The following is a 23,703-nucleotide window of genomic DNA, read 5'->3' on the forward strand; positions in this document are numbered from 1 at the left end:
TAACCGTAATCAGGCGGTGAGGTTCAACGGATGCAGCGCATCCGTCGGCAATATTTATCGTGATTGATTCAGGTTATCACGCAACCCATCGAGCTGTAATTTCAGCGCCAGCAGGGCATCATCGTCACAGGCTGTGGCACATTTAACCGCTTCAGGAATCGCTTCAGCCTTAACGCGCAGCGCGCGGCCAGCCTCTGTTAGCGTTACCGCAACCTGGCGTTCATCCTGCCGGGTGCGCTGTCGGTTAATCAGACCTGCGCTTTCCAGCCGCTTCAGCAGTGGCGTTAATGTTGCCGAATCTAAAAAAAGCTGCTCGCCAATCTCTGACACCGTGACATCATCTTTCTGCCACAACACCAGCATCACCAGATACTGCGGATAGGTAATGTCGAGCTGGCTCAGCAACTGTCGATAGACTTTATTCATCGCCAGATTGGCAGAATAAAGCGCAAAACAGAGTTGCTGATCGACCAACAGTGGCATCGTTTTCACTTTTTTGTCATCTTGATCACAGTTCATGATGATTAATATAGATAGCGCGCTAGATAATTGCAAGCAAACTTTTTTGTCAGGAGAAATAGCATGCAGGATTCACTGGAAGAACAGGCGCGTCGTTTCGCCACTGAGGCACATGCCGGTGCCGGTCAGCGCCGGAAATATACCGATGAGCCTTACATTGTTCATCCGGCTGCGGTAGTGGAGCTGGTGCGCAGCGTCACTCATGACGATGCCATGTTAGCCGCCGCCTGGCTGCACGACACCGTAGAAGATACCTCTGCCACGTTGGGGGATATCGAAGCCCGGTTTGGTGCGCACGTGGCCAGCCTGGTGGAGATGCTGACCGACAGCACACCCACAGCGGCAAAAAATCGGGCGGCCCGTAAACTGGCGCACTTTCGCCATACGGCCAGTGCCAGTCCTGAGGCGCAGACGATCAAACTGGCTGACATCATCGACAATACCCGCGCGATTGTGCGTTTTGATCCTGACTTTGCTCGGGTCTATCTGGTGGAAAAACAGATACAGATTGCGCTGCTGAAGGAGGGTGATGCGCAGTTATGGCAACAGGCGTCAACGATCATTGAAAGCGGCCTTGCCCAACTGCGGGAGCCTCCCTACAACGTGCCAGAGAGCTGGTTTGTGAAACAGGCCGCTAAATACAGCGAAATGCGCGCATAAAAAAACCCGCCAGCGGCGGGTTCTTCTCGTGATGCCTGATTATTCAAGCAACTGCCGTCCCAGATAGGGATTGGCATGCAATAACTTCATTAATTTCTGCGCCGTCGCGGAAGGACGGGTACGTCGCGCTTCCCAGCTTTTCACGGAAGAGACGCTCACGCCCATCACTTTTGCAAATTCATCAACCTGCATGCCGGTCATTTCACGCAGACGCTGCGGCTCTGGCTGGGCGGGTTGCTGACGCTGAATAAGTAACTCGGCGGCGCGATCATCACGTGTCAAAACAATCTGCTCAAGGCTGCTGAGCAATTCAAACATCGGGTCTTTTAATTCCATAGAGAACTCCTTAAAAACTCACTATGAAGCACGTGAAAGTAGAGAGGTACGAGCCTGAAGTCAGGACTCTGAAACCGGGCCTGTTTCAGGCTGGATCCCGCAAGGGTTTGTTTTTGTTATGAGAAAAACCATTACGGGACACAGCCTGCGGTGCACTGCTTAAATGATGTCAGGTCAATGCAACAAATGCCGGGAGACTAAGTATGGATAGAGACCTGACTATTTGCCGCGCAATTTATAATTATTTTTTTCACTATGGTTTGCCGGAAATGTTCCAGCACCTCTAACCTGCTGAGGCAGTTGATTTTTGTGCTGGCATAGCGTGCAAAAAAATCAAGTGGTGTTTGCGATTTATGTGGATGCCATCAAGCTTTTCTCAGGCATATTCTCATTTCTGTGAAGCACTACACCTCTTCACCTTGTGAGTGCAAAATATACGCCAATGGTTTACTTCCTGAACACTTATATTCACGGTTCTGATTAATTTAAGAATAGTCCTGGTTAGCGCCTGAACCCTGGCGCGCGGCGGCTCACAGTGCAGTGCGGAGAAATCTTTTACTCTTAACGCCCCTGCATCGTCAGATGAATCAACAGTCATCCTAACGAAACGGCTGACGCCTCATAACGGTGCAGCTGGCGGCTAAAAACGAGCCCTTTGCGCGCTAAACGTGCAGCTGTGGAATCACGTGCTGATGACGGGAAAATTCACTCCTGACCTCTTTAAGGAAAAGCGATGCGTGAAACAGATTTTAACGTCGGCTATCCCTCTCATCGCGTGCCGATGATGGGCCGCAATGCCGTCGCAACCTCGCAACCGCTGGCGGCACAGGCGGGTTTACGGATGCTGCAACAGGGTGGGAACGCCGTGGATGCGGCTATCGCCACCGCCATCGCCTTAACCGTGCTGGAGCCGACCGGAAACGGCATCGGCAGTGATGCGTTTGCGATTGTCTGGGACGGCAGCGAGCTGCATGGCTTAAATGCTTCAGGTCGGGCGCCCGCCGCCTGGCGTCCCGAACGCTTTGCCGCTCTGAGCGCGATGCCTGAAACCGGCTGGGAGTCTGTCACTGTGCCGGGCGCCGTCTCGGCGTGGGTGACGCTGGCGCAGCGCTTCGGCACCTTACCGCTGACCACCCTGGCGCAACCGGCAATTGACTATGCGTGCGACGGCTTTCCGGTCTCTCCGCTGATTGGTCAGCTGTGGCAGCGCGGCTATGACAAGCTGCGGGATCAGCCTGGTTTCAGCGACTGCTTTGCGCCGCAGGGCCGTCCACCGCGTACGGGCGAACTGTTCCGCAACCCGGCGCAGGCCCGCACCCTGCAGGAGATTGCTGAGACTGAGGGTGAAAGTTTTTATCGCGGCGCACTGGCGCAGAAAATGGCGGCCTTCGCCCGCGAACATGGCGCGGCGCTGACGCTGGAGGATTTAAAAAACCATCGTGCTGACTGGGTTACCCTGCTGTCGCATCCGTTTGCTGGCGGATCGGTGCAGGAGCTGCCGCCGAATGGTCAGGGGATCGCGACCTTAATTGCGCTCGGCATTCTGGAAGCGTGGGAGATCAATCGCTATGCACCCGATTCACCGCAGTGGCTGCATCTTTCTATTGAGGCGATGAAACTGGCGCTGGTTGATCTGGACCGTTATGTCACTGACGAGGATCACCTCGAATTTCCGGCTGAATTACTCCTGAGCAAAGAGTACATCCGCCAGCGGGCAGCATTAATCGACCCTGATAAAGCAGGAGATTTCCGCTTTGGATCACCGCAGCAAAGCGGCACGGTGTATGTCGCGGCAGCGGATGCCAGCGGCATGATGGTCTCTTTCATCCAGTCCAATTACATGGGCTTTGGCTCTGGCGTGGTCGTACCCGATACCGGCATCAGCCTGCAGAACCGTGGCGCAGGCTTTTCACTCGACCCGGAGCATCCCAACGTTGTGGCGGGCGGTAAGCGGCCTTTCCATACCATCATTCCGGCCTTTGCGCTGGATCAGCAGGGCCAGCCGCTGATGGCGTTTGGCGTGATGGGCGGCCCGATGCAGGCGCAGGGACACGTTCAGCTGGCGCTGCGGATTATGCTGCACCGGCAGAATCCGCAGGCCGCGATTGATGCGCCGCGCTGGCGCGTGGTACAGGGACGTGAGGTGGTGTTTGAATCCACTCTCGATCGCAATACCCTGAGCACGCTGCGCCGTATGGGGCACAATGTGGTGCTGGAAGACCCTCTGAGTAACTACAATTTTGGTGGCGCACAGGTAATCGTACGCGATCCGCAGGGCTTCTATATCGCAGCCAGCGAGAGTCGCAAAGATGGTCAGGCGGTAGTGTTTTAAGGCCGCGCCAGCGCGCGTCATGTCGCTAAGCGTGCCTTTCAGCTACACGCTTTGCCCGCAATGGCAGGCAAAGCAGCTTGCCCTGACACGCAGACAATCCCGTTCTTTAACCGGCGTTTCAGAAAGCGTCTGTTTCACAGGTGGTTTCACATTGTGCCGTGATGCGGGTTTGTTCTATTCTTTAGGCCATTCTTACCTGGACATCCGACAGTATCACCGACAGGAGTTGAACCCATGGCTTCAGGACTTACACGCCTTATGGCACGCGGCGGCATGATGCTCGCTGGCGCGCTGATTGTGCTGCAACTCACCGCGTGCGGTGATAAAGAAGGCGAGCAGCGCAAAGCATTTATCGATTTCCTCCAGAACACCGTCATGCGCAGCGGCGAGCATCTGCCCAGCCTCAGCGAGAATCAGAAGCAGAGCTTTGGCAACTTCGCCAGCGATTACGCCATCATGTATGGCTTCTCACAGCAGGCGAACAAGGCCGTTGAGCAGGGTATGCGTCCGGTGGTGGATGAGCTTTCGGCCATTCGCGTTCCGCAGGATTATCTTAGCCGTCGTGATTCCCTGCGTCAGGCGAACAGCGCACTGGTGATCGTTACCCAGCAGATTGAAAGCGCAAAAATGCAGGCGGACAGCAGCAAAGCGGCCCTGAAGCAGCCGGATGACCTGAAAAAAGTCTATGACACCGCCTATAACAAAGTGGTGACGGTGCCTGCCAATCAGCTGATTCCGCTGCTGCCAAAACTCCAGGCGCTGAGTCAGGGTGCCGTACAGGCCGGCGATTTCCTGCAAACGCAGGGAAACCGTGTCAGCTTCAATGATGGTGGCGTGCAGTTCCCGACGCAGGATCAGGCTTCACAATATAACGCGCTGATGAGCACTTTATCAGCCAATTCGCAGGCACTTCCTCAGGCACAGGCTGCCGTCCAGGGTGGTCTGCAGTAAAACCGTTTAACGGGCAGGCGTTATTCGTCTGCCCGGCTCATTCCCCTTTTCATTTCTCTTCCTGTCACCTGGATAATGAAGTGTGATCTGGCGCATTTTCGACCAAAAATAGTTTGTGATCTAAGTCACATTTATATAACAAATACCCTGCCGATAAGTGTGATTCATCTCACAGATAACCTGCCAGTCCGGCCAGAAACCAGGCAAAACGATCATTAATGCCGACAAAAATGTGATCAAAATCACGCAAATCACCCCTTCCACCACCCTCAATCAGTGACACAGATCACACTTGCTCCATGCGCTACGCAGCGTCAAATTCGCGTGATAGAGTCCGCGTGCATACAGTAATACCACCGGCTTTGCGTCGGGGTGGCTAAACAAAAACAAGCGCGCTCTCCTATTGCAGCGCGTCTCAATAAGGGGTGGGTTTATGTCCTCATCAGTGAAGGTCAAAGTACAGAGCTTTGGTCGCTTTCTGAGTAATATGGTGATGCCGAACATCGGGGCGTTTATCGCCTGGGGTATCATCACCGCACTGTTTATTCCAACTGGCTGGATCCCTAACGAAACGCTGGCAAAACTGGTTGGCCCGATGATCACCTACCTGCTGCCTCTGCTGATCGGTTTTACCGGTGGGCGTCTGGTGGGCGGCGATCGCGGCGGCGTGGTTGGCGCGATTACGACCATGGGTGTGATTGTCGGTGCAGATATGCCGATGTTCCTCGGTGCGATGATTGCCGGTCCGCTGGGCGGCTGGGCAATTAAGTCGTTTGACCGGGCGATTGACGGCAAAATCAAAAGCGGCTTCGAGATGCTGGTTAACAACTTCTCGGCCGGTATTATCGGGATGATCCTGGCACTGCTGGCGTTCCTGGCAATCGGTCCGTTGGTTGAAGGTCTGTCACACATTCTCGCCGCAGGCGTGAATCTGATGGTGCAGAACAACCTGCTGCCACTGACTTCCATCTTCGTGGAACCGGCGAAAATCCTGTTCCTGAACAACGCCATTAACCACGGTATTTTCTCACCGCTGGGTATCCAGCAGGCGAGCGAAGCGGGTAAGTCGATCTTCTTCCTGATCGAAGCCAACCCGGGTCCGGGTATGGGCGTACTAATGGCCTACATGTTCTTTGGCCGTGGCAGTGCTAAACAGTCTGCGGGCGGTGCGGCGATTATCCACTTCCTCGGCGGCATCCATGAGATCTACTTCCCGTATGTGCTGATGGCCCCTCGCCTGCTGCTGGCGGTTATCCTGGGCGGTATGACCGGCGTCTTCACGCTGACCGTGCTGAACGGTGGCCTGGTCTCTCCTGCCTCACCAGGTTCTATCCTAGCCGTGCTGGCAATGACGCCAAAAGGTGCCTACTTCGCCAACATCGCCGCTATCGCTGCAGCCTTCGCCGTCTCCTTCGTAGTTTCCGCTATCCTGCTGAAAACCAGCAAAGTCAAAGAAGATGACGATATTGAAGCCGCGACCCAGCGCATGCATGAGATGAAAGCGCAGTCTAAAGGCCAGAGCACAGCAGGCGGCGCCGTCGCCAGCGATGCCATGAGCGTCGAGCTGCATCACGTGCGTAAAATCATCGTGGCCTGTGACGCCGGTATGGGTTCCAGCGCCATGGGTGCAGGCGTGCTGCGCAAGAAAGTGCAGGACGCCGGTCTGAGCAATGTGTCGGTAACCAACACCGCCATCAACGCCCTGCCGGGTGATGTCGATCTGGTGATTACGCATCGTGACCTGACTGAACGCGCGATTCGCCAGGCGCCGCATGCCCAGCATATCTCGCTGAATAACTTCCTCGACAGCGCGCTCTACAGCACCCTGACCGAGCGTCTGGTGGCGGCGAACCGCAGCGACGTACATCGTGAGACGGTGAATACCGCGCTCTCAGACAGCTACGATGAAGGCAATGCGCACCTGTTTAAACTGGGCGCGGATAATGTCTTCCTCGGTCTGACCGCCAGCAACAAAGAGCAGGCGATTCGCTTTGCCGGCGAACAGCTGGTCAAAGGTGGTTACGTTGAACCTGAATATATTGATGCGATGCTGGCGCGTGAAAAACTGACGCCGACCTATCTCGGTGAGTCGATCGCAGTACCACACGGCACGGTTGAAGCGAAAGATCGCGTGCTGAAAACCGGCGTAGTGTTCTGTCAGTATCCGGCAGGCGTTCTGTTCGGCGAAGAGCCGGACGATGTGGCGCGCCTGGTGATTGGTATTGCGGCCCGCAACAACGAGCACATCCAGGTGATCACCAGCCTGACCAACGCGCTGGATGATGACAGCGTGATTGAGAAGCTGGCGAATACCACCAGCGTCCAGGAAGTGCTGGATTTGCTGTCAGGTAAGCCTGTAATCGCGTAATTTATAGCAATTATTTTCCCTGGGGCGGTCATGCCCGTCCCGATTTCCTGGGGCGGGTTTGCCCGCCCCATCGTCATTTGATATGGGTCAAAAATTATGAAAGCGTTACATTTCGGAGCAGGAAACATTGGTCGCGGCTTTATCGGCAAATTACTGGCTGATGCAGGTATCGAACTGGTTTTTGCTGATGTGAATCAGACGGTGCTGGATGCACTGAACGCGCGTCATGAGTATCCCGTTCATGTGGTTGGCGAGCAGGCCAAAGTGGAAACCGTTAAAGGCGTCAGTGCGGTCAACAGCACCAGCGATGAGATCATCACCCTGGTGTCTGAAGTCGATCTGGTCACCACCGCCGTGGGTCCGCAGATTCTGGAGCGTATTGCCGGCAGTGTGGCTAAAGGGCTGGCAAAACGCAGCGACAACGGCAACACCCGTCCGTTAAATATCATCGCCTGTGAAAATATGGTGCGCGGCACCAGCCAGCTGAAACAGCACGTGCTGAAAGCCTTGCCGGAGCAGTATCACGCCTGGCTGGAGCAGCATGTCGGCTTTGTGGATTCCGCTGTCGATCGCATCGTGCCCCCGTCTGAAGCCGGCAGCACCGATCCGCTGGAAGTGACCGTTGAGACCTTCAGCGAATGGATCGTCGATAAAACTCAGTTTAAAGGCGACCTGCCGACCATTCCGGGCATGGAGCTGACGGATAATCTGATGGCCTTTGTTGAGCGTAAACTCTTTACCCTGAACACCGGTCACGCCATTACCGCCTACCTCGGCCAGCTGGCCGGTCACCAGACCATTCGCGACGCCATCCTCGACGAAAAAATCCGGGCCGTGGTGAAAGGCGCAATGGAAGAGAGCGGCGCGGTGCTGATCAAACGTTACGGTTTTGACGCGGAGAAGCATGCGGCCTACATCCGGAAGATTCTGGGTCGTTTTGAAAATCCGTATCTGAAAGATGATGTGGAGCGCGTGGGCCGTCAGCCGCTGCGTAAACTCAGCGCGGGCGATCGCCTGATCAAGCCGACGCTGGGCACGCTGGAGTATGGTTTGCCGCACGCCAGCCTGGTGCAGGGCATTGCCGCCGCAATGCACTATCGCAGCGATCAGGACCCCCAGGCGCAGGAGCTGGCTACACTGCTGGCTGAAAAAGGCCCACAGGCGACCCTGGCTGAGATTTCAGGGCTGGATGCTGACAGCGAAGTGGTGGCTTCTGTGGTGAGCGCCTGGCACGCTATGGCATAATGCGCGCGTGTTAGTGATGCAAGCCGGGCGCAGTTCACCTGCGCCCGACGGCGGTATTGAACCCATGCAGGCAATAATGGAAGAGAAGCAGGCTTTTGAGAACCGGGTGCTTGAGCGCCTGAACGCCGGTCGTTCGGTGAGAAGCTTTCTGATCGCCGCCGTTGAGCTATTGGCTGAGGCCGTCAATCTGCTGGTGCTGCAGGTGTTTCGTAAAGATGACTATGCGGTGAAATATGCGGTAGAACCGCTGCTGCTGGGCGATGGTCCTCTGGGCGAACTCTCGGTTCGCCTGAAGCTGATTTACGGACTTGGCGTCATCAGTCGCCACGAATATGAAGATGGTGAACTGCTGCTGGCGCTGCGCGAAGAGCTGAATCACGACAGCGGCGATTATCGTTTTACCGACGATGAGATCCTGGGCCCGTTTGGTGAGCTGCACTGCGTCACCGCCTGGCCACCTGCGCCGGTGTTTCACACCGACGATGCTGAGCTGCGCAGCATGCAGCAGCAGCGCTATCTGCAGATGGTGCGATCCACCATGGTCCTGTCGCTCACCGAGCTGATCGCCCGCATCAGTATGAAGCAGGCGTTTAAAAAGTCCGGTAGCTAATCCTGTCAGGCGTCATCACGACGCCTTTTTCGTCTTAACCTGGCCGGGAATATACGTCAGATTTGGTGTATCCTTGGCCTGTTTTCCTCAACGAGTTGTTGTCATGAAAGAGCAAGAAAAGAACGAAATTAAACTTCTCAGCGATAAGCTGGACGCACTGAACCGCAAAGAGCCGCAGTTACTGGAATCAGGTGATGTCGAGAAACTGGGCGCGTTGCTGAAAGAGAAAGAAGCGCTGGTCATTGAGATCGAGCGTCTGCGCGGTCAGCGGGTTGAAAAACTGAGTGCCGAAGCGCAGAAGCTGCAGAAGATGGGCTTCAGCCGCGAAATTACTAAAAAAGAGCAGGCAAATCTGGGTGCGCTGAAGAAAAGCGTGCGCGGCCTGGTGGTGGTGCATCCAATGACCGCGCTGGGACGTGAGATGGGTCTTAAAGCGATGACGGGCTTCGCTAAAACCGCATTCTGACGGGTCGATCAGGCAGCAGCCTGATCGACATCGGCTTTGCGTTCGCCGGCGGCGGCATAAACCTGCTCCGCCAGCGCATCCAGCAGTTCATAACGGCGGCGATACTCTGCCCGCTTCTTACTGGCAATCTCCTCCAGCGTTTTACGCGGCAGGCTCAGCGGCAGCGTAAACATCCCATCCCTGCGCGCTTCACCACTCAGCGACAGCCAGAATTCACTGTAGCTGGCAAAGAATTTATCCCCTTTGCTGTGGCGATAACGCAGGCTGCGAAATACATGGGTCTCATCGCCTACTGCCTGAATACTTTCCACGCCGCACTGCTTCGCCACAATAAATACCGCTTCCATTAACAGGCGTTTCGGGAAGAGACCGTGAGCCGCTTTGGTCGCCTCGCGGATCATCTCATTATTAATATGTTTCCGCGGCCCCTGTAATCCGCCAATTAATAAGGTGCGCTGGTTATTCTCGTTAAGAATCGAAAATGAGAGTGAAGCAATAATTTCGTCGTTATAACGCAATACCAGCGTCACTTCCCCTTCACGATCAAAATAACCGGAACTGCAGGAGAGTAAAAAAGCTTCGCCATTTTTTCCGGTCAGCGCGGCCAGCGGATTTTCTGAAGCGCTCTGCAGCAGCTGACGCAGCACAGGATTGTCGAGATTGTTCATCAGCGTGTAGTGGTCGAGAATCGCCTGCGCACGCGCAGCAATGCTCATGCCTGAACGCAGATAGGGCCGGTGCAGCTTGGCTGGCAGCAATCCCTGAGTGCTCATCAGCAACGGGAGTTGCGGCAGATGCGACAGTGCATCCAGATAATGCAGCGTGGTCAGCGGCGATATTAAGGTTCTTAACACAAATTTCAGACGAAAACGTTTACTGTTCCAGAGTTTATCCGGAATGTATTTGCCACTGATTAACTGGAAAAAAAGTGAAGCAGAGGATTCGGTCGTATTTTCGTGAGTAGTTATAATTGACATAGTCAGCGACACACAGTGAGTTAAGCAGGAATGTCACTGAACATAACATAGTCAATATCAACAGAAAGTTAATGTGGAATAACATTAAAACCGATAATTGACGATTTTCATTTCATTTTGGCAATGCACAAAATAAGGACAAAAAAAACCGGCGAAATAGATTTCACCGGTTTTATCTTCATTACGTTTACGTTTGGTTAACTTATTTAGCAGATGCGAAGCGGGCTGCCGCTTCGTCCCAGTTAACCACGTTCCAGAACGCTTTGATGTAGTCAGGGCGCTTATTCTGATATTTCAGATAGTAAGCGTGTTCCCACACATCCAGACCGATGATCGGGAAGCCAGAAACGCCGGCAACCGCTTCACCCATCAATGGGTTGTCCTGGTTTGCGGTTGAAACCACAGCCAGTTTGTCGCCTTTCTTAACCAGCCATGCCCAGCCAGAACCGAAACGGGTGGCGGCAGCTTTCTCAAACTCTTCCTGGAATTTTTCCACGCTACCGAAATCTTTCTCGATAGCCGCTTTCAGGTCGCCCTGCAGCGTGGTGCCGGTTTTCAGGCCTTTCCAGAACAGGCTGTGGTTAGCGTGGCCGCCAGCATTGTTACGCAGTGGGCCTTTTTTGTCTGCTGGCAGCTGATCCAGTTTGGTGATCAGCTCGTCTACCGGCAGATTAGCAAATTCAGTACCTTCCAGCGCTGCGTTCGCGTTGTTCACGTAGGTCTGGTGGTGTTTAGTGTGATGGATCTCCATCGTCTGCTTGTCGAAATGCGGTTCCAGTGCGTCGTATGCGTAAGGCAGGGATGGCAGTGAATAACTCATGTTCTTCCTCTCCATTTAGTGTGAGCAGCACGACGAATTCGGGACGTGCCGCGTAAGCAGTCGAATCATTATAGTTAAATTCATGTAGCGTAAAAGGGTAATCAATGCCCTATTAACCATAAGGATTTGCGAAACCCGGCAAAAGCAACCCATTGTTTTTTCAGTGTGCTGCTGCTGACTCAGGCTTTTCTGACTTATCCGACAGCGCACGCGGCGCGCTTAAGCCAAGGCAGCAGCAAGCACGCTGCCTGCCCGGATGCCGCGTCTGCCCTGCCCTGTGCCTTACTGACCCAGCTCGCGCAGTGAGTTGTCGAGTGCGCCAACCAGCCAGTCGATGTCGCTTTCCTGGAAAGCCAATGGCGGACGCAGTTTCAGTACATTCCCATACGGGCCAGCGACCGAGGTCAGCACACGATGTTCACGCAGCTTCTCGATCAGGTTCAGCGCCAGGGTTTTATCCGGCGTTTTGCTGTGACGATCGGTGACCAGTTCAAAGCCGATAAACAGTCCGGCACCGCGCACGTCGCCCACGCACTCATAGCGATCCATCAGGGTCTGCAACTCCGCCAGCAGCTTCGCGCCGACCACGCGGCTGTGTTCCTGTAATCCCTCTTCGGTGATCACGTTCAGCACTGCCTGCGCCGCCGCCATCGCCACCGGATTACCACCAAAAGTATTGAAGTAGGGAATCGAGTCACTGAAGGCGGCCAGCACGTCGCTTTTTGCCAGCAGCCCGGACACCGGAATACCATTGCCCATCGGCTTACCGGTGGTAATCACATCAGGCACCACATCGTGGCGGCCAAAGCCCCAGAACGCATCGCCGGTACGGCCAAAGCCAGGCTGGACTTCATCAGCAATAAAGATACCGCCGTTGGCATGCACCACATCGACCGCCTTTTTCAGGAAGCCGCGCGGATTCGGCAGCACCCCGTCCGAAGAGAAGATCGAGTCCGCCAGGAAACCAGCAAATTTAATGCCATGCGCCGCCATATCATCAATCTGCTGCTGAATCTGATCAGCGAACCAGTCACCCAGGTCCGGCGCATCCACACGATACGCATCCGGTGGCATCACCAGCCGCGTGGTAGGTGCCAGCGGCTGTCCACTACCCAGCGCCGGAGAAGCGCCAGAGGTCAGCTCACTGGTGCCATGATAGGCCTCTTTACTGACGATAATTCCGGTACCGCCGCTGAAAGCGCGCGCCACGCGGATCGCCAGGTCATTGGCTTCCGACCCGGTGCACATGTACATCGCGCGATCGATCGCCGCAGGCGTTGTCGCCAGCAGCGCTTCGCTGTAGTCGAGTATATTTTCATGCAGGTAACGGGTGTGAGTGTTCAGCATTTTCATCTGCTGCGTCACCGCCTCAATCACGGCCGGATGGCAATGGCCGATGCTCGCCACGTTGTTGTAGACGTCGAGATATTTATCGCCCGCCGCGTCCCACAGATATTGCCCTTCACCCCGCACCAGATGAACCGGTTTGCGATAGAACAGGCGATAGGATTCGCCAAGCACTTTGCTGCGTTTATCGGTCAGTTTGCGCGTTTCGCTGTCGAGCGCATCGGCATGTTCGGCGCGGAAACTGTTGGTATCCATAATGGTAGAACGCGTGGCCATAATGACTCCCGTGACAAGGATGAAGGAGGAAGAGCTGACCCCTGTATCATGCCTGCCTGAATCCAAAATGCAACCAAATACACAAATACAATAAAATACACATGACGCTGGCCGATCCCCGCGCTAAGCTTCCCTCTGATTCAGACGGCATCTTTCGCGTCAGTGGCGTATCATCCGTGCTCTTCGCGCTTTATAAGGAAATCTCTATGCTGCAGGAAACGCGCCTTCATCGCATCCGTGCCTTACTGACCCGGCTTAATCAGGTCAGTACCGAACGCATCATCAGGGAGCTGGGGGTGTCTCGCGAAACCGCGCGCCGCGATATCATTGAGCTGGAAGCGTTGGGTCTGGCGCGTCGCGTTCACGGCGGATTAGTGGCGATTGAAACGGCGGCTGAACCGCCGCTGACACAACGCCGCAGTACGCAGACCCGCGAGAAGCGCGCCATCGCCCGCGCCGCTGCACAGTTGCTGCAGCCGGGACAGACGCTGTTTCTGGATGCGGGCAGCACTACTACCCTGCTGGCAGAGGAGCTGCACGCCCTTTCCGGCCTGACGATAGTCACCAATAGCCTGCAGGCCGCGCTGGCGCTGAGCGCCGGAGAAGAAGATCGGCCGCTGAATAACCAGATTATTTTGCTGGGCGGGATGATGTCAGCGGGTGCGCACCAGACGCGCGGCGAAATCACCGTAGGCGAGATCGTCCGCTATCGCGCCGACGTCGCGCTGCTGTCGCCGGTCGGCATTGAGGCGAATCGGGGTGCCAGCAGTTTTCATCCGCACGAAGCGGCCATTGCCAGAGCGATGGTGCAGCAATCTGCAGCCTGCTATCTGCTGGCCGATCACACCAAACTGGGCGTGGTCAGCCGCACGGTTTACGCGCCGCCGCAGACAATCTCTCTGCTGATTACCGACAGCGACGGCGACAACGGTGCCGCCCTTGAAGCATTGCAGCAGACGCTGTCAGGAGTGATGGTGGTTTAACGCAGTCGCTGAGGATGGCTGTAGACAGTGGCGCGGCCAGGTTTACTGAAGCCGACCAGCGTCAGATTGCAGCGCTCAGCCACCTCAACCGCCAGGCGGGTCGCGGCTGAAACCGCGAACAGGATCTCGACGCCGCACATGGCGGACTTCTGCACCATTTCATAGCTGGCGCGGCTGGAGACCAGCACCGCGCCCGGTCCCCACTCTGACTGGCTGCGATACCCCAGCAGCTTATCCAGCGCCACATGGCGACCCACATCTTCACAGCCTCCGGCCAGCTGACCGTCGGGCTGGATCCACGCGGCCGCATGGGTGCAGCCGGTTTTCTGTCCGACCGGCTGATAATCTTTCAGCTGGCCCAGCGCCCGATCCAGTTGCTCCAGCGCGAAGGTCTGGGTAAACGGCAGCGGAGAGAGCGGCTTGCCAATCTGATCCAGCTGTTCAACGCCACACACGCCGCAGCCGGTCCGGCCTGCCAGCGCGCGACGCTGCACTTTCAGCGCCATAAAACGGCGGCTGGAAAGCTCAATCTGAACCTCAATGCCGTCACAGCCCGGCACGATGTCCATGCCGAAAATGTCGCCCGGCGCGTCGATAATGCCCTCTGACAGCGAGAAGCCCAGCGCAAACGCCTCCAGATCTTTGGGCGTAGTCATCATCACCACGTGCGAGATGCCGTTATAGACCAGCGCCACCGGCACTTCATCCGCCAGCCAGTCATCCTGCGCATCAGTCAGGTCTTTACGCTGCCACACCTGCGTCCTGCTGACGCCGGCCTGAATTGTTAAATCTTCGCCTGAGTCAGGCTGGATAGCTTTCAAAAAGTATGACCTGTTGTTAATAAATTATGTAATTCAGTGCCCGAGTCGGCAGAGCACTGACGCGCTCTGATTCTGCCTTTTAGCCCCATTCAGCGCAAATAAACAGCGGGGCAATTCATGCGGTTTTCTCCCCCAAAAGGCGTAGCCGCGCCTGCTGGCGGACACAATGCGAATAGTTCTCTTTTACGCGTTAACATCAGTAAGCATAAAACAACAGTAATTATCTGCGCCGTCTGAAAATCTGCTTGCAGCACAAATACACCACCGAGGATTTTTAACAAAATTGAGAAAAAGAATTACTAATGACTAACGTGTTGACCCTGGTCAACTTACAGTCAACCAGGACTGCTATTTTGCAAGGCTTCGCAATGGAGCCAATAAAGAAGAACGATAAAATGCAGATTAACAGACGGAGTTTTTTCAAAATCTGTGCTGGCGGGCTGGCAGGCACCAGCGCGGCATTACTCGGTTTTGCCCCCACCACAGCGTTAGCCAGCGTCAGAGAATTCAAACTCATTCGTGCCAGAGAAACACGCAATAACTGCACCTACTGTTCAGTCGGTTGCGGCATGCTGATCTACAGTCTGGGCGATGGTGCAAAAAATGCCCGTGCCTCGATTTACCATATCGAAGGCGATCCTGACCATCCGGTCAGTCGCGGATCGCTCTGCCCGAAAGGCGCAGGCGTGCTCGACTTTATTCACAGCGAACAGCGCCTGAAATACCCGGAATACCGCGCTCCGGGTTCCGATAAATGGCAGCGCATCAGCTGGGATGAGGCATTTGACCGCATTGCCCGCCTGATGAAGCAGGATCGCGATACTCATTTCCAGACGACCAACGCCGCTGGCGTAACGGTAAACCGCTGGCCGACCACGTCGATGCTCTGCTCCTCCGCCGCCAGTAATGAAACCGGCCTGCTCGATCAGAAATTTGCCCGCGCGCTGGGTATTCTGGCGCTGGAAAACCAGGCGCGCCTGTGTCACGGCCCGACCGTAGCGGCGCTGGCCCCGAGCTTTGGTCGCGGTGCGATGACCAACAACTGGAATGACATCAAAAACGCCAACGTGGTGATGATCATGGGCGGCAACCCCGCCGAGGCGCATCCGGTTGGCTTTAAATGGGTGATTGAAGCCAAGATCCATAATAATGCACAGGTTATCGTGGTCGATCCGCGCTTTAACCGATCTGCAGCGGTCGCCGACTTCTATGCACCCCTGCGAGCAGGCAGCGACGTGGTGTTCCTGATGGGGGTGATCAACTATCTGCTGCAGCACAATCAGATTCAGCAGGAGTATGTTCGCGCCTTTACCAACGCAGCGCTGATTGTCAGCGAAGGCTTCAGCTTCAGCGACGGTTTGTTCAGCGGCTACGATGCGGAAACCCGTCAGTACGATCGCCAGAGCTGGCACTATGAGCTGGATGAAAACGGCCATGCGCGACGCGATGAGAGCTTCAGCCATCCACGCTGTGTACTGAACCTGCTGAAAACCCACGCCAGCCGTTACACCCCGGAAATGGTGACGCGGATGTGCGGCACTTCGCAGGACGCCTTTATTACGGTGTGCGAGCAGCTCGCCTCCACCTGCGTGCCTAATCGCACCGCAACCATCCTCTATGCGCTGGGCTGGACCCACCACACCAACGGTTCGCAGATTATCCGCACGGCGGCGATGATCCAGCTGCTGCTGGGCAACATCGGTATGCCAGGTGGCGGTATCAATGCGCTGCGCGGTCACTCCAACGTGCAGGGTTACACCGACCTCGGCCTGCTGGCGCAGAGCCTGCCGGGCTATCTGCCGCTGCCGTCCGAGAAGATGACCACGCTGGCGACTTACCTGCAACAGGCCACGCCGGTGGCGGCGCTGCCGGACCAGGTCAACTACTGGCAGAACATCGACAAGTTTTTCGTCAGCCTGATGAAGAGTTTCTATGGTGATAACGCCACGGCGGAGAATCAGTGGGGCTACGACTGGCTGCCGAAGTGGGACAAGGCCTATGACTGCATGGCGCAGGCGGAGATGATGGAGCAGGGCGCGCTGAACGGCTGCCTGATTCAGGGCTTCAACCTGCTGGCCGCCTTCCCGGACAAAAACAAAGCCGTTCGGGCCCTTTCGCGCCTCAAATATATGGTGGTGATCGATCCGCTGCGCACGGAAACCGCCAGCTTCTGGCAGCATCATGACGAATTCAACGACGTCGATCCATCGACTATCCAGACCGAAGTATTCCGCCTGCCCTCCTCCTGCTTCGCCGAAGAGTCGGGTTCGGTGGCGAACTCGTCGCGCTGGCTGCAGTGGCACTGGGCAGCCGCCGAGCCACCTGCTGAAGCGCTGCACGACGGCAAAATCCTCGGCAATCTGTTTATGCGTCTGCGCGCGCTCTACCTCCTGGAAGGCGGTGCAGCCCCTGAGCCGCTGATGGCGATGCGCTGGGACTACCACGACCCGTTCAATCCTGAGCCGGAAGAGGTGGCGAAGGAGAACAACGGGCAGGCGCTGGCCGACATTTATGACGCCAGCGGCAAACTGCTGCTGAAAAAAGGTCAGCAGCTCAACGGCTTCTCTGAGCTGCATAACGATGGCACCACTGCCAGCTCCTGCTGGATCTACAGCGGCAGCTGGACGCCGGAAGGCAACCAGATGGCACGACGCGACAACGCCGATCCGTCGGGACTGGGGGCCGTCTCAGGCTGGGCCTGGGCCTGGCCCGCTAACCGCCGCATTCTTTATAACCGTGCCTCCGCGGATGCACAGGGTAAAGCCTGGGATCCGCAGCGCCGCCTGATTGAATGGGATGGCACACGCTGGCACGGCATCGACGTACCGGATTACCCGGTGACGCTGTCGCCGCAGAAGCAGGCCGGTCCGTTTATCATGCAGCCCGATGGTCTAGGCCACCTGTTTGCACTCGATAAAATGGCCGACGGCCCGTTCCCGGCACACTACGAACCGATGGAAAGTCCGCTCGCCGACAATCCCCTGCATCCGCAGCAGCGTCACAGTCCGGTGGTCCGTCTGTTCAGTAGCGACGCCGCGCAGCTGGGTGAGGCCGCCGACTATCCCTGCGTCGCCACCACCTACTCCATCACCGAGCTGTTCCGCCACTGGACCAAGCATGCCCTGCTGAATGCAATCGCGCAGCCGGAGCAGTTTGTCGAGATCGGCACTGAGCTGGCAGAGGAGAAAGGCATTCAGGCCGGAGACAGCGTCAAAGTCACGTCACGTCGAGGCTATATCAAAGCCAAAGCAGTGGTCACACGTCGTCTGCAGCGTCTGATGATTGACGGCAGGCCGGTTGATACCGTGGGCATTCCCTGTCACTGGGGCTTTGAAGGCACCACGCGTAAAGGTTTCCTCGCCAATACGCTGACGCCTTCGGTTGGCGACGCCAACTCGCAGACCCCGGAGTACAAGGGATTTTTAGTGAAAGTTGAAAAAGCGTAACGGCAGATGACTATGGCTTATCAATCACAAGATATTATCCGTCGCTCTGCGACCAATGGCTTTACCCCGCCGCCGCAGGCGCGCGATCACCAGCGCGAAGTGGCGAAACTTATCGACGTCACCACCTGTATCGGCTGCAAAGGCTGCCAGGTCGCCTGCTCTGAGTGGAACGACATCCGCGATGAGGTCGGCCACAACATCGGGGTTTATGACAATCCCACCGACCTGACCGCCAAATCCTGGACGGTGATGCGCTTTTCTGAAGTCGAAGAGAACGGCAAGCTGGCCTGGCTGATTCGCAAAGATGGCTGCATGCACTGCGCCGATCCAGGCTGCCTGAAAGCCTGCCCGTCGGCAGGCGCCATCATTCAGTATGCCAACGGCATCGTCGATTTTCAGTCGGAGCAGTGCATCGGCTGCGGCTACTGCATCGCAGGTTGCCCGTTCAACGTGCCACGACTCAATAAAGAGGATAACCGCGCCTACAAATGCACCCTGTGCGTGGATCGCGTCAGCGTCGGTCAGGAACCCGCCTGTGTGAAGACCTGCCCGACCGGTGCCATTCATTTCGGCAGCAAAAGCGACATGCTGACGCTGGCGGATGAACGGGTGGCGGAGCTGAAGTCACGCGGGTTTGCGCAGGCTGGCCTCTACAATCCGGAAGGCGTGGGCGGCACCCACGTAATGTATGTGCTGCATCATGCGGACAAGCCTCAGCTTTATCACTGCCTGCCTGCGAATCCGGGCATCAGCCCGACCGTGACCTTCTGGAAGGGGATCTGGAAACCGCTGGCAGCGGTCGGTTTTGCCGCGACGTTTGCCGCCTCAATCTTCCACTATGTTGGCGTTGGCCCGAATCGCGTCACTGAAGAGCACGACGACAACGACGATCAGCCTGAGGAGCATCAATAATGAAGAAGCCCGATCATCTGGTGCGCTATCGCGCACCTGAACGCATCAATCACTGGATCGTCGCGATTTGCTTTGTCATGGCCGCATTAAGCGGATTAGGGTTTTTCTTTCCGTCGTTTAACTGGCTGATGCAGATATTTGGCACACCACAACTGGCGCGTATTCTGCATCCTTTTGTTGGCGTGGTGATGTTTGTCGCTTTTATGCTGATGTTTTTACGTTACTGGAAACACAACCTGATTAATCGCGATGACCTTTACTGGGCCAGAAATATTCACCGGATTGCGCTGAATGAAGAGGTCGGTGATACCGGTAAATATAACTTTGGTCAGAAGTGTGTGTTCTGGGCTGCTATCATCAGCTTAGTATTGCTGCTTGCCAGCGGCATTGTGATCTGGCGACCATACTTTGCTGATGCCTTTGCCATTCCGCTGATTCGTCTGGCGCTGGTTGTGCATTCGGTGTCAGCGGTGGCGCTGATCATCGTCATTATGGTGCATATTTATGCTGCATTGTGGGTCAAAGGCACACTGACCGCGATGGTGGAAGGCTGGGTCAGCGCCGAATGGGCCAGACAGCATCATCCTCGCTGGTATCGTGAGCAGCGTAATCCGCCAATAAAACAGGAAAAACGCCCCTGATGAGTATTCGCATAATCCCGCAGGACCAGCTGGAGAAAGGCGAAAAGACAACGGCGGAGATGATTCCGCCGTTACTTTTTCCACGGCTGAAAAATTTATACAGCCGTCGTGCCGCGCGACTGCGCGACATGGCGGCGAAAAATCCACTCGGCGACTATCTGCGCTTTGCGGCGGTGATCGCTGAAGCACAGGAGATTGTGCTGTATGACCATCCGCTGCACATCGACCTGCATGCCCGACTGACGCAGAGCGCCAGCGAGGGCAAGCCGCCGCTGAACATCCATACCCTGCCGCGCGATGCACACTGGCAACGGCTGCTGCACTCGCTGATTGCCGAGCTGAAGCCGGAGATGAGCGGTCAGGCACTGGCAGTGCTGGAGAATCTGGAGAAGGCGTCAGCCACCGAGCTGGAAACCCTGGCCAGCGCGCTGTTTACCGGCGAATATGCCCAAGTCAGCAGCGATAAAGCCCCCTTTATCTGGGCGGCGCTTTCGCTCTACTGGGCGCAGATGGCGGCCCTGATCCCGGGCAAAGCACGCGCGGAGATGGGCGATCAGCGCCAGTTCTGTCCGGTCTGCGCCAGCATGCCGGTCGCCAGCGTGGTGCATATGGGCAGTCATGAAGGTGCGCGCTATCTGCACTGCAATCTGTGCGAAAGTGAATGGCACGTGGTGCGCAGCAAATGTACCCAGTGCGAACAGTCCCGCGATCTGCATTACTGGTCGCTCGACAGCGAGCATGCGGCGGTGAAGGCAGAGAGCTGCGGCGACTGCGGCACCTACCTGAAGATGCTCTATCAGGAGAAAGATCCGGCTATTGAACCGGTGGCCGATGACCTGGCGTCGCTGATACTCGATGCAAAAATGGAGCAGGAAGGCTTCGCACGCAGCAGTCTCAATCCCTTTATGTTTCCTGGCGAATAGTCACTGAATCCGGAGAACCCGATGAAACTGATTGGCAGCTATACCAGCCCGTTTGTGCGTAAGATTTCGATTATCATGCTGGAAAAAGGCATTACGTTTGAATTCGTTAACGCATCGCCTTATAGCGATGACAGCCACGTGCCGCACTACAATCCGCTGGGCAAAGTCCCGGCGCTGGTCGCTGACGATAAGCAAATCTGGTTCGACTCCAGCATCATCGCCGAATTTCTGGAACTGCGCGGCGCGGAGCCGGCTTTACTCCCTGCCGATCCGCTTGAGTCACTTAACATTCGTCAGCTGGAGAAGCTGGCGGATGGGGTCAGTGATGCCGCGCTGGTGATCGTGCGCGAACAGATGCGTCCGGGGGATTTGCAGTCGGAAGAGGTGCTGTTGCGTAATCGTGAAAAAATTCAGCGCAGTCTCGATATGCTGGAAGCGAAGGCCGCAGAGGGCAAATGGCTTAACAACGGTCAGCTTAATCTGGCGGATATCGCCACCGGCTGCTTGATCGGCTACCTCAATTTTCGTCGCGTGGTGCCCAACTGGTGTGTCGAACGTCCGACACTGGTGAAGCTGGCGGAAACGCTGTTTCAGCGCGAGAGCTTTGCGCGGACGACGCCGCCTGCGGCGTGATGGGTGCGGTGGCTGGCAGCTGTCAGTTTCATACCCTGCGGAGTCACTCTCTCAGAAATCGGATATTTACAGATGGCGTTGCGAGTATCCGGTTTTCAACAACGCGCCAGCGCATTTTACCAGCGGTTCAGCCACGGTCATTACCGGATAGGGTAAAACCATACAGATTAGAGAGGAATTCAGGGATCTTCAGCACAACTGAAACGCAGGCAATCCACTTCATCTGCAGTCGTCAGCCAGAGCTGAGCATTAAGACAGGTGCTTTGAGTAAACACGCTATCGGGAGGCCCTCCCGGCCTGAAAAATCCCATAAAAAAAGGGACGATTGCTCGTCCCTTTTCCGCACTACGCTAAGAGGATTACTGCAGCAGCGAGATATCCGCGACCTGCAGGAACAGCTCACGCAGTTTTGACAGCAGCGTCAGGCGATTGACCCGCACTGCCTGATCGTCGGCGTTCACCATCACTTTGTCGAAGAAGTTGTCTACCGCGGTACGCAGCTGGGCCAGTTCGACCAGCGCATCCTGATAGCGGCCTTCAGCAAAGTAAGGTTGCAGCTTGCTGCTCAGTGCGGTGACAAAGGTCGCCAGCTGGATCTCTTCGTTCTCTTTCAGCAGCGATGCCTGCACGCTTTCATTCAGCGTTTCGGTCGACTTTGCCAGTATGTTAGAGACGCGCTTGTTCGCCGCTGCCAGCGCTGCAGCGGCTTCCAGCGTACGGAAGTGCGACACTGCTTTCATACGTGCATCAAAGTCAGCCGGACGGGTCGGACGACGCGCCAGAACTGCCTGCAGCGTATCGATGCTGTGACCCTCTTCCTGATACCAGGTGCGGAAGCGACCCAGCATAAAGTCGATCACATCATCCACCACGCGAGCGTTGCTCAGCTTGCTGCCATACAGACGTACCGCTTCTTCGGTCAGCTTTTGCAGGTCGAGCGGCAGGTTCTTCTCAACGATGATACGCAGCACGCCCAGCGCCGCACGACGCAGTGCGAACGGATCTTTGTCGCCTTTCGGATGCTGACCAATGCCGAAAATACCGGCCAGCGTATCCATTTTATCGGCAATCGCCAGCGCACAGGCAACCGGGCTGGATGGCAGATCGTCACCGGCAAAGCGCGGCTGATACTGCTCGTTCAGCGCAACCGCCACATCTTCGGCTTCGCCGTCGTGACGCGCATAGTGCATGCCCATCACGCCCTGGGTGTCGGTGAACTCGAAGACCATGTTGGTCATCAGGTCACACTTCGACAGCAGGCCCGCGCGGGTAGCGTGATTCACATCGGCGCCAATTTCACCGGCAATCCAGCCCGCCAGGGTCTGAATGCGATCGGTTTTATCGCGCAGCGTGCCCAGCTCTTTCTGGAACAGCACCGTCTCCAGACGCGGCAGGTTATCTTCCAGACGTTTTTTGCGGTCGGTATTAAAGAAGAACTCCGCATCGGCCAGGCGTGGGCGTACCACTTTCTCGTTGCCGGAGATAATCTGGCGCGGATCGCTGGATTCGATGTTGGTGACGAAAATGAAGTTCGGCATCAGGTTGCCGTCATTGTCGTAAACCGGGAAATATTTCTGATCGCCTTTCATGGTGTAGACCAGCGCTTCCGCAGGCACCTTAAGGAATTTCTCTTCAAAGGTCGCGGTCAGGACGACCGGCCACTCCACCAGCGACGTCACCTCTTCCAGCAGGCTGTCGCTGATATCGGCGTTACCGCCTAAGCGACGTGCGGCCGCTTCGGCATCAGCTTTAATCATCGCTTTGCGGACCTGATAGTCGGCAATGACCTGGCCGCGTTTTTCCAGCACATCCGGGTACTGATCGGCGTTGTCGAGCGTGATTTCGCTTTCACCCATAAAGCGGTGACCACGAATAACGCGATCTGACTTAATGCCCAGAATAGTGCCAGGAATCAGCTCATCGCCCAGCAGCATCGTCACGGTGTGAACCGGACGAACGAATTGCACATCGCTGTCGCCCCAGCGCATCAGTTTTGGCACGGGCAGCTTGCTGAGTGCGGTCGCAATCATCGCCGGCAGTAGTGCCTGAGCCGCTTCGCCTTTGACCTGGGCGCGATAAACCAGCCATTCGCCTTTATCGGTGGCGAGGCGTTCAGCCTGATCGACCGTAATGCCGTTGCCACGCGCCCAGCCTTCTGCGGCTTTGGTGGCGTTGCCGTCAGCGTCAAACGCCGCAGCGACCGCCGGACCGCGCTTCTCCACTTCCCGATCGGGTTGTGAGGCGCTCAGGTTTGCGACTTTCAGCGCCAGACGACGCGGCGCAGCAAACCAGCTGACCTCGCCGTGGCTCAGGTTGGCGGCATCCAGTTCAGCGGTAACCTGCGCGGCAAAGGCTTCTGCCAGGCTGCGCAGGGCTTTTGGTGGCAGCTCTTCGGTGCCGATCTCCACCAGGAAAGTTTGTTCAGTCATGGCTGCCT

The 23,703-nt window shown here is 56.3% G+C and carries 20 protein-coding genes; 13 read left to right on the top strand and 7 right to left on the bottom strand.

All coding sequences use genetic code 11. The features are described from left to right. Positions 1-54: 54 nt before the first annotated feature. Complete coding sequence (locus tag IV493_RS17465; RefSeq protein ID WP_095706422.1) at positions 55-519, bottom strand: MarR family winged helix-turn-helix transcriptional regulator; 465 nt, start codon at positions 517-519, stop codon at positions 55-57. Between the two features lie 63 nt (positions 520-582). Between IV493_RS17465 and IV493_RS17470 the strand changes: the two genes are divergently transcribed. Next, on the top strand, positions 583-1,179 hold the full coding sequence (locus IV493_RS17470; protein WP_095706423.1) for an HD domain-containing protein: 597 nt from the start codon (positions 583-585) through the stop codon (positions 1,177-1,179). 39 nt (positions 1,180-1,218) lie between these two features. Here the strand turns inward: IV493_RS17470 and IV493_RS17475 are convergent, their stop codons facing one another. Continuing rightward, complete coding sequence (locus IV493_RS17475) at positions 1,219-1,515, bottom strand: HTH-type transcriptional regulator (protein ID WP_010257438.1); 297 nt, start codon at positions 1,513-1,515, stop codon at positions 1,219-1,221. A 733-nt stretch (positions 1,516-2,248) separates the two neighbouring features. Between IV493_RS17475 and IV493_RS17480 the strand changes: the two genes are divergently transcribed. From IV493_RS17480 to IV493_RS17505, 6 genes are all read left to right on the top strand, one after another. Further along, a complete protein-coding gene (locus IV493_RS17480) occupies positions 2,249-3,847 on the top strand; it encodes a gamma-glutamyltransferase family protein (protein ID WP_195857512.1) in 1,599 nt (532 codons plus the stop codon). Positions 3,848-4,081: 234 nt separating this feature from the next. Continuing rightward, positions 4,082-4,798 (top strand): DUF3053 domain-containing protein, encoded by a 717-nt coding sequence (locus IV493_RS17485; protein ID WP_013359631.1) that lies wholly within the window; start codon positions 4,082-4,084, stop codon positions 4,796-4,798. Positions 4,799-5,231: 433 nt separating this feature from the next. Further along, positions 5,232-7,166 carry a PTS mannitol transporter subunit IICBA gene (locus tag IV493_RS17490; protein ID WP_033734707.1) on the top strand — a complete coding sequence of 645 codons (1,935 nt, stop codon included), beginning with the start codon at positions 5,232-5,234 and terminating at the stop codon, positions 7,164-7,166. A gap of 96 nt (positions 7,167-7,262) precedes the next feature. Continuing rightward, positions 7,263-8,411 (top strand): mannitol-1-phosphate 5-dehydrogenase, encoded by a 1,149-nt coding sequence (gene mtlD / locus IV493_RS17495; RefSeq protein ID WP_095706425.1) that lies wholly within the window; start codon positions 7,263-7,265, stop codon positions 8,409-8,411. A gap of 16 nt (positions 8,412-8,427) precedes the next feature. Next, a complete protein-coding gene (gene mtlR, locus IV493_RS17500) occupies positions 8,428-9,021 on the top strand; it encodes a mannitol operon repressor MtlR (protein WP_013359627.1) in 594 nt (197 codons plus the stop codon). 103 nt (positions 9,022-9,124) lie between these two features. Then, positions 9,125-9,487, top strand: coding sequence for a YibL family ribosome-associated protein (locus tag IV493_RS17505; protein WP_013359626.1), 363 nt, complete (start codon positions 9,125-9,127; stop codon positions 9,485-9,487). Between the two features lie 8 nt (positions 9,488-9,495). Here IV493_RS17505 and IV493_RS17510 read toward each other — a convergent pair whose 3' ends face one another. From IV493_RS17510 to IV493_RS17520, 3 genes are all read right to left on the bottom strand, one after another. Next, complete coding sequence (locus tag IV493_RS17510) at positions 9,496-10,464, bottom strand: VirK/YbjX family protein (protein WP_013359625.1); 969 nt, start codon at positions 10,462-10,464, stop codon at positions 9,496-9,498. Between the two features lie 202 nt (positions 10,465-10,666). Continuing rightward, positions 10,667-11,284 carry a superoxide dismutase [Mn] gene (gene sodA / locus IV493_RS17515; RefSeq protein ID WP_013359624.1) on the bottom strand — a complete coding sequence of 206 codons (618 nt, stop codon included), beginning with the start codon at positions 11,282-11,284 and terminating at the stop codon, positions 10,667-10,669. Positions 11,285-11,566: 282 nt separating this feature from the next. Beyond that, entirely contained in the window at positions 11,567-12,907 is a 1,341-nt protein-coding gene (locus IV493_RS17520; RefSeq protein ID WP_013359622.1) for an aspartate aminotransferase family protein, read from the bottom strand. A 206-nt stretch (positions 12,908-13,113) separates the two neighbouring features. On the opposite strand from IV493_RS17520, the gene IV493_RS17525 reads away from it, so the two are divergent. Then, complete coding sequence (locus tag IV493_RS17525) at positions 13,114-13,890, top strand: DeoR/GlpR family DNA-binding transcription regulator (protein ID WP_195857513.1); 777 nt, start codon at positions 13,114-13,116, stop codon at positions 13,888-13,890. Here the strand turns inward: IV493_RS17525 and fdhD are convergent. Next, complete coding sequence (gene fdhD, locus IV493_RS17530) at positions 13,887-14,711, bottom strand: formate dehydrogenase accessory sulfurtransferase FdhD (protein WP_195857514.1); 825 nt, start codon at positions 14,709-14,711, stop codon at positions 13,887-13,889. The genes IV493_RS17525 and fdhD overlap by 4 nt on opposite strands. A 395-nt stretch (positions 14,712-15,106) precedes the next feature. On the opposite strand from fdhD, the gene fdnG reads away from it, so the two are divergent. The 5 genes from fdnG to IV493_RS17555 are packed head-to-tail and all read left to right on the top strand — an operon-like array spanning position 15,107 to position 21,266. Then, positions 15,107-18,157, top strand: coding sequence for a formate dehydrogenase-N subunit alpha (gene fdnG, locus IV493_RS17535; protein WP_195857515.1), 3,051 nt, complete (start codon positions 15,107-15,109; stop codon positions 18,155-18,157). Positions 18,158-18,169: 12 nt separating this feature from the next. Further along, on the top strand, positions 18,170-19,069 hold the full coding sequence (gene fdxH / locus IV493_RS17540; protein WP_195857516.1) for a formate dehydrogenase subunit beta: 900 nt from the start codon (positions 18,170-18,172) through the stop codon (positions 19,067-19,069). Next, positions 19,069-19,710, top strand: a complete 642-nt coding sequence (gene fdoI / locus IV493_RS17545; protein ID WP_010257478.1) for a formate dehydrogenase cytochrome b556 subunit — start codon at positions 19,069-19,071, stop codon at positions 19,708-19,710. Before fdxH ends, fdoI begins: the two co-directional genes overlap by 1 nt. After that, positions 19,710-20,633 carry a formate dehydrogenase accessory protein FdhE gene (gene fdhE, locus IV493_RS17550; RefSeq protein WP_195857517.1) on the top strand — a complete coding sequence of 308 codons (924 nt, stop codon included), beginning with the start codon at positions 19,710-19,712 and terminating at the stop codon, positions 20,631-20,633. The genes fdoI and fdhE overlap by 1 nt, the downstream gene beginning before the upstream one ends. Before the next feature lie 21 nt (positions 20,634-20,654). After that, positions 20,655-21,266 (top strand): glutathione S-transferase, encoded by a 612-nt coding sequence (locus tag IV493_RS17555; protein ID WP_195857518.1) that lies wholly within the window; start codon positions 20,655-20,657, stop codon positions 21,264-21,266. Positions 21,267-21,625: 359 nt separating this feature from the next. On the opposite strand, the gene glyS is transcribed toward IV493_RS17555, so the two are convergent. Next, positions 21,626-23,695: a glycine--tRNA ligase subunit beta gene (glyS, locus tag IV493_RS17560; protein WP_195857519.1), complete on the bottom strand. Its 2,070-nt coding sequence runs from the start codon at positions 23,693-23,695 to the stop codon at positions 21,626-21,628. Positions 23,696-23,703: the final 8 nt, after the last annotated feature.

The sequence above is a fragment of the Pantoea sp. SM3640 genome (genome assembly GCF_015654165.1).
GTDB classification, from domain to species: domain Bacteria; phylum Pseudomonadota; class Gammaproteobacteria; order Enterobacterales; family Enterobacteriaceae; genus Pantoea; species Pantoea vagans.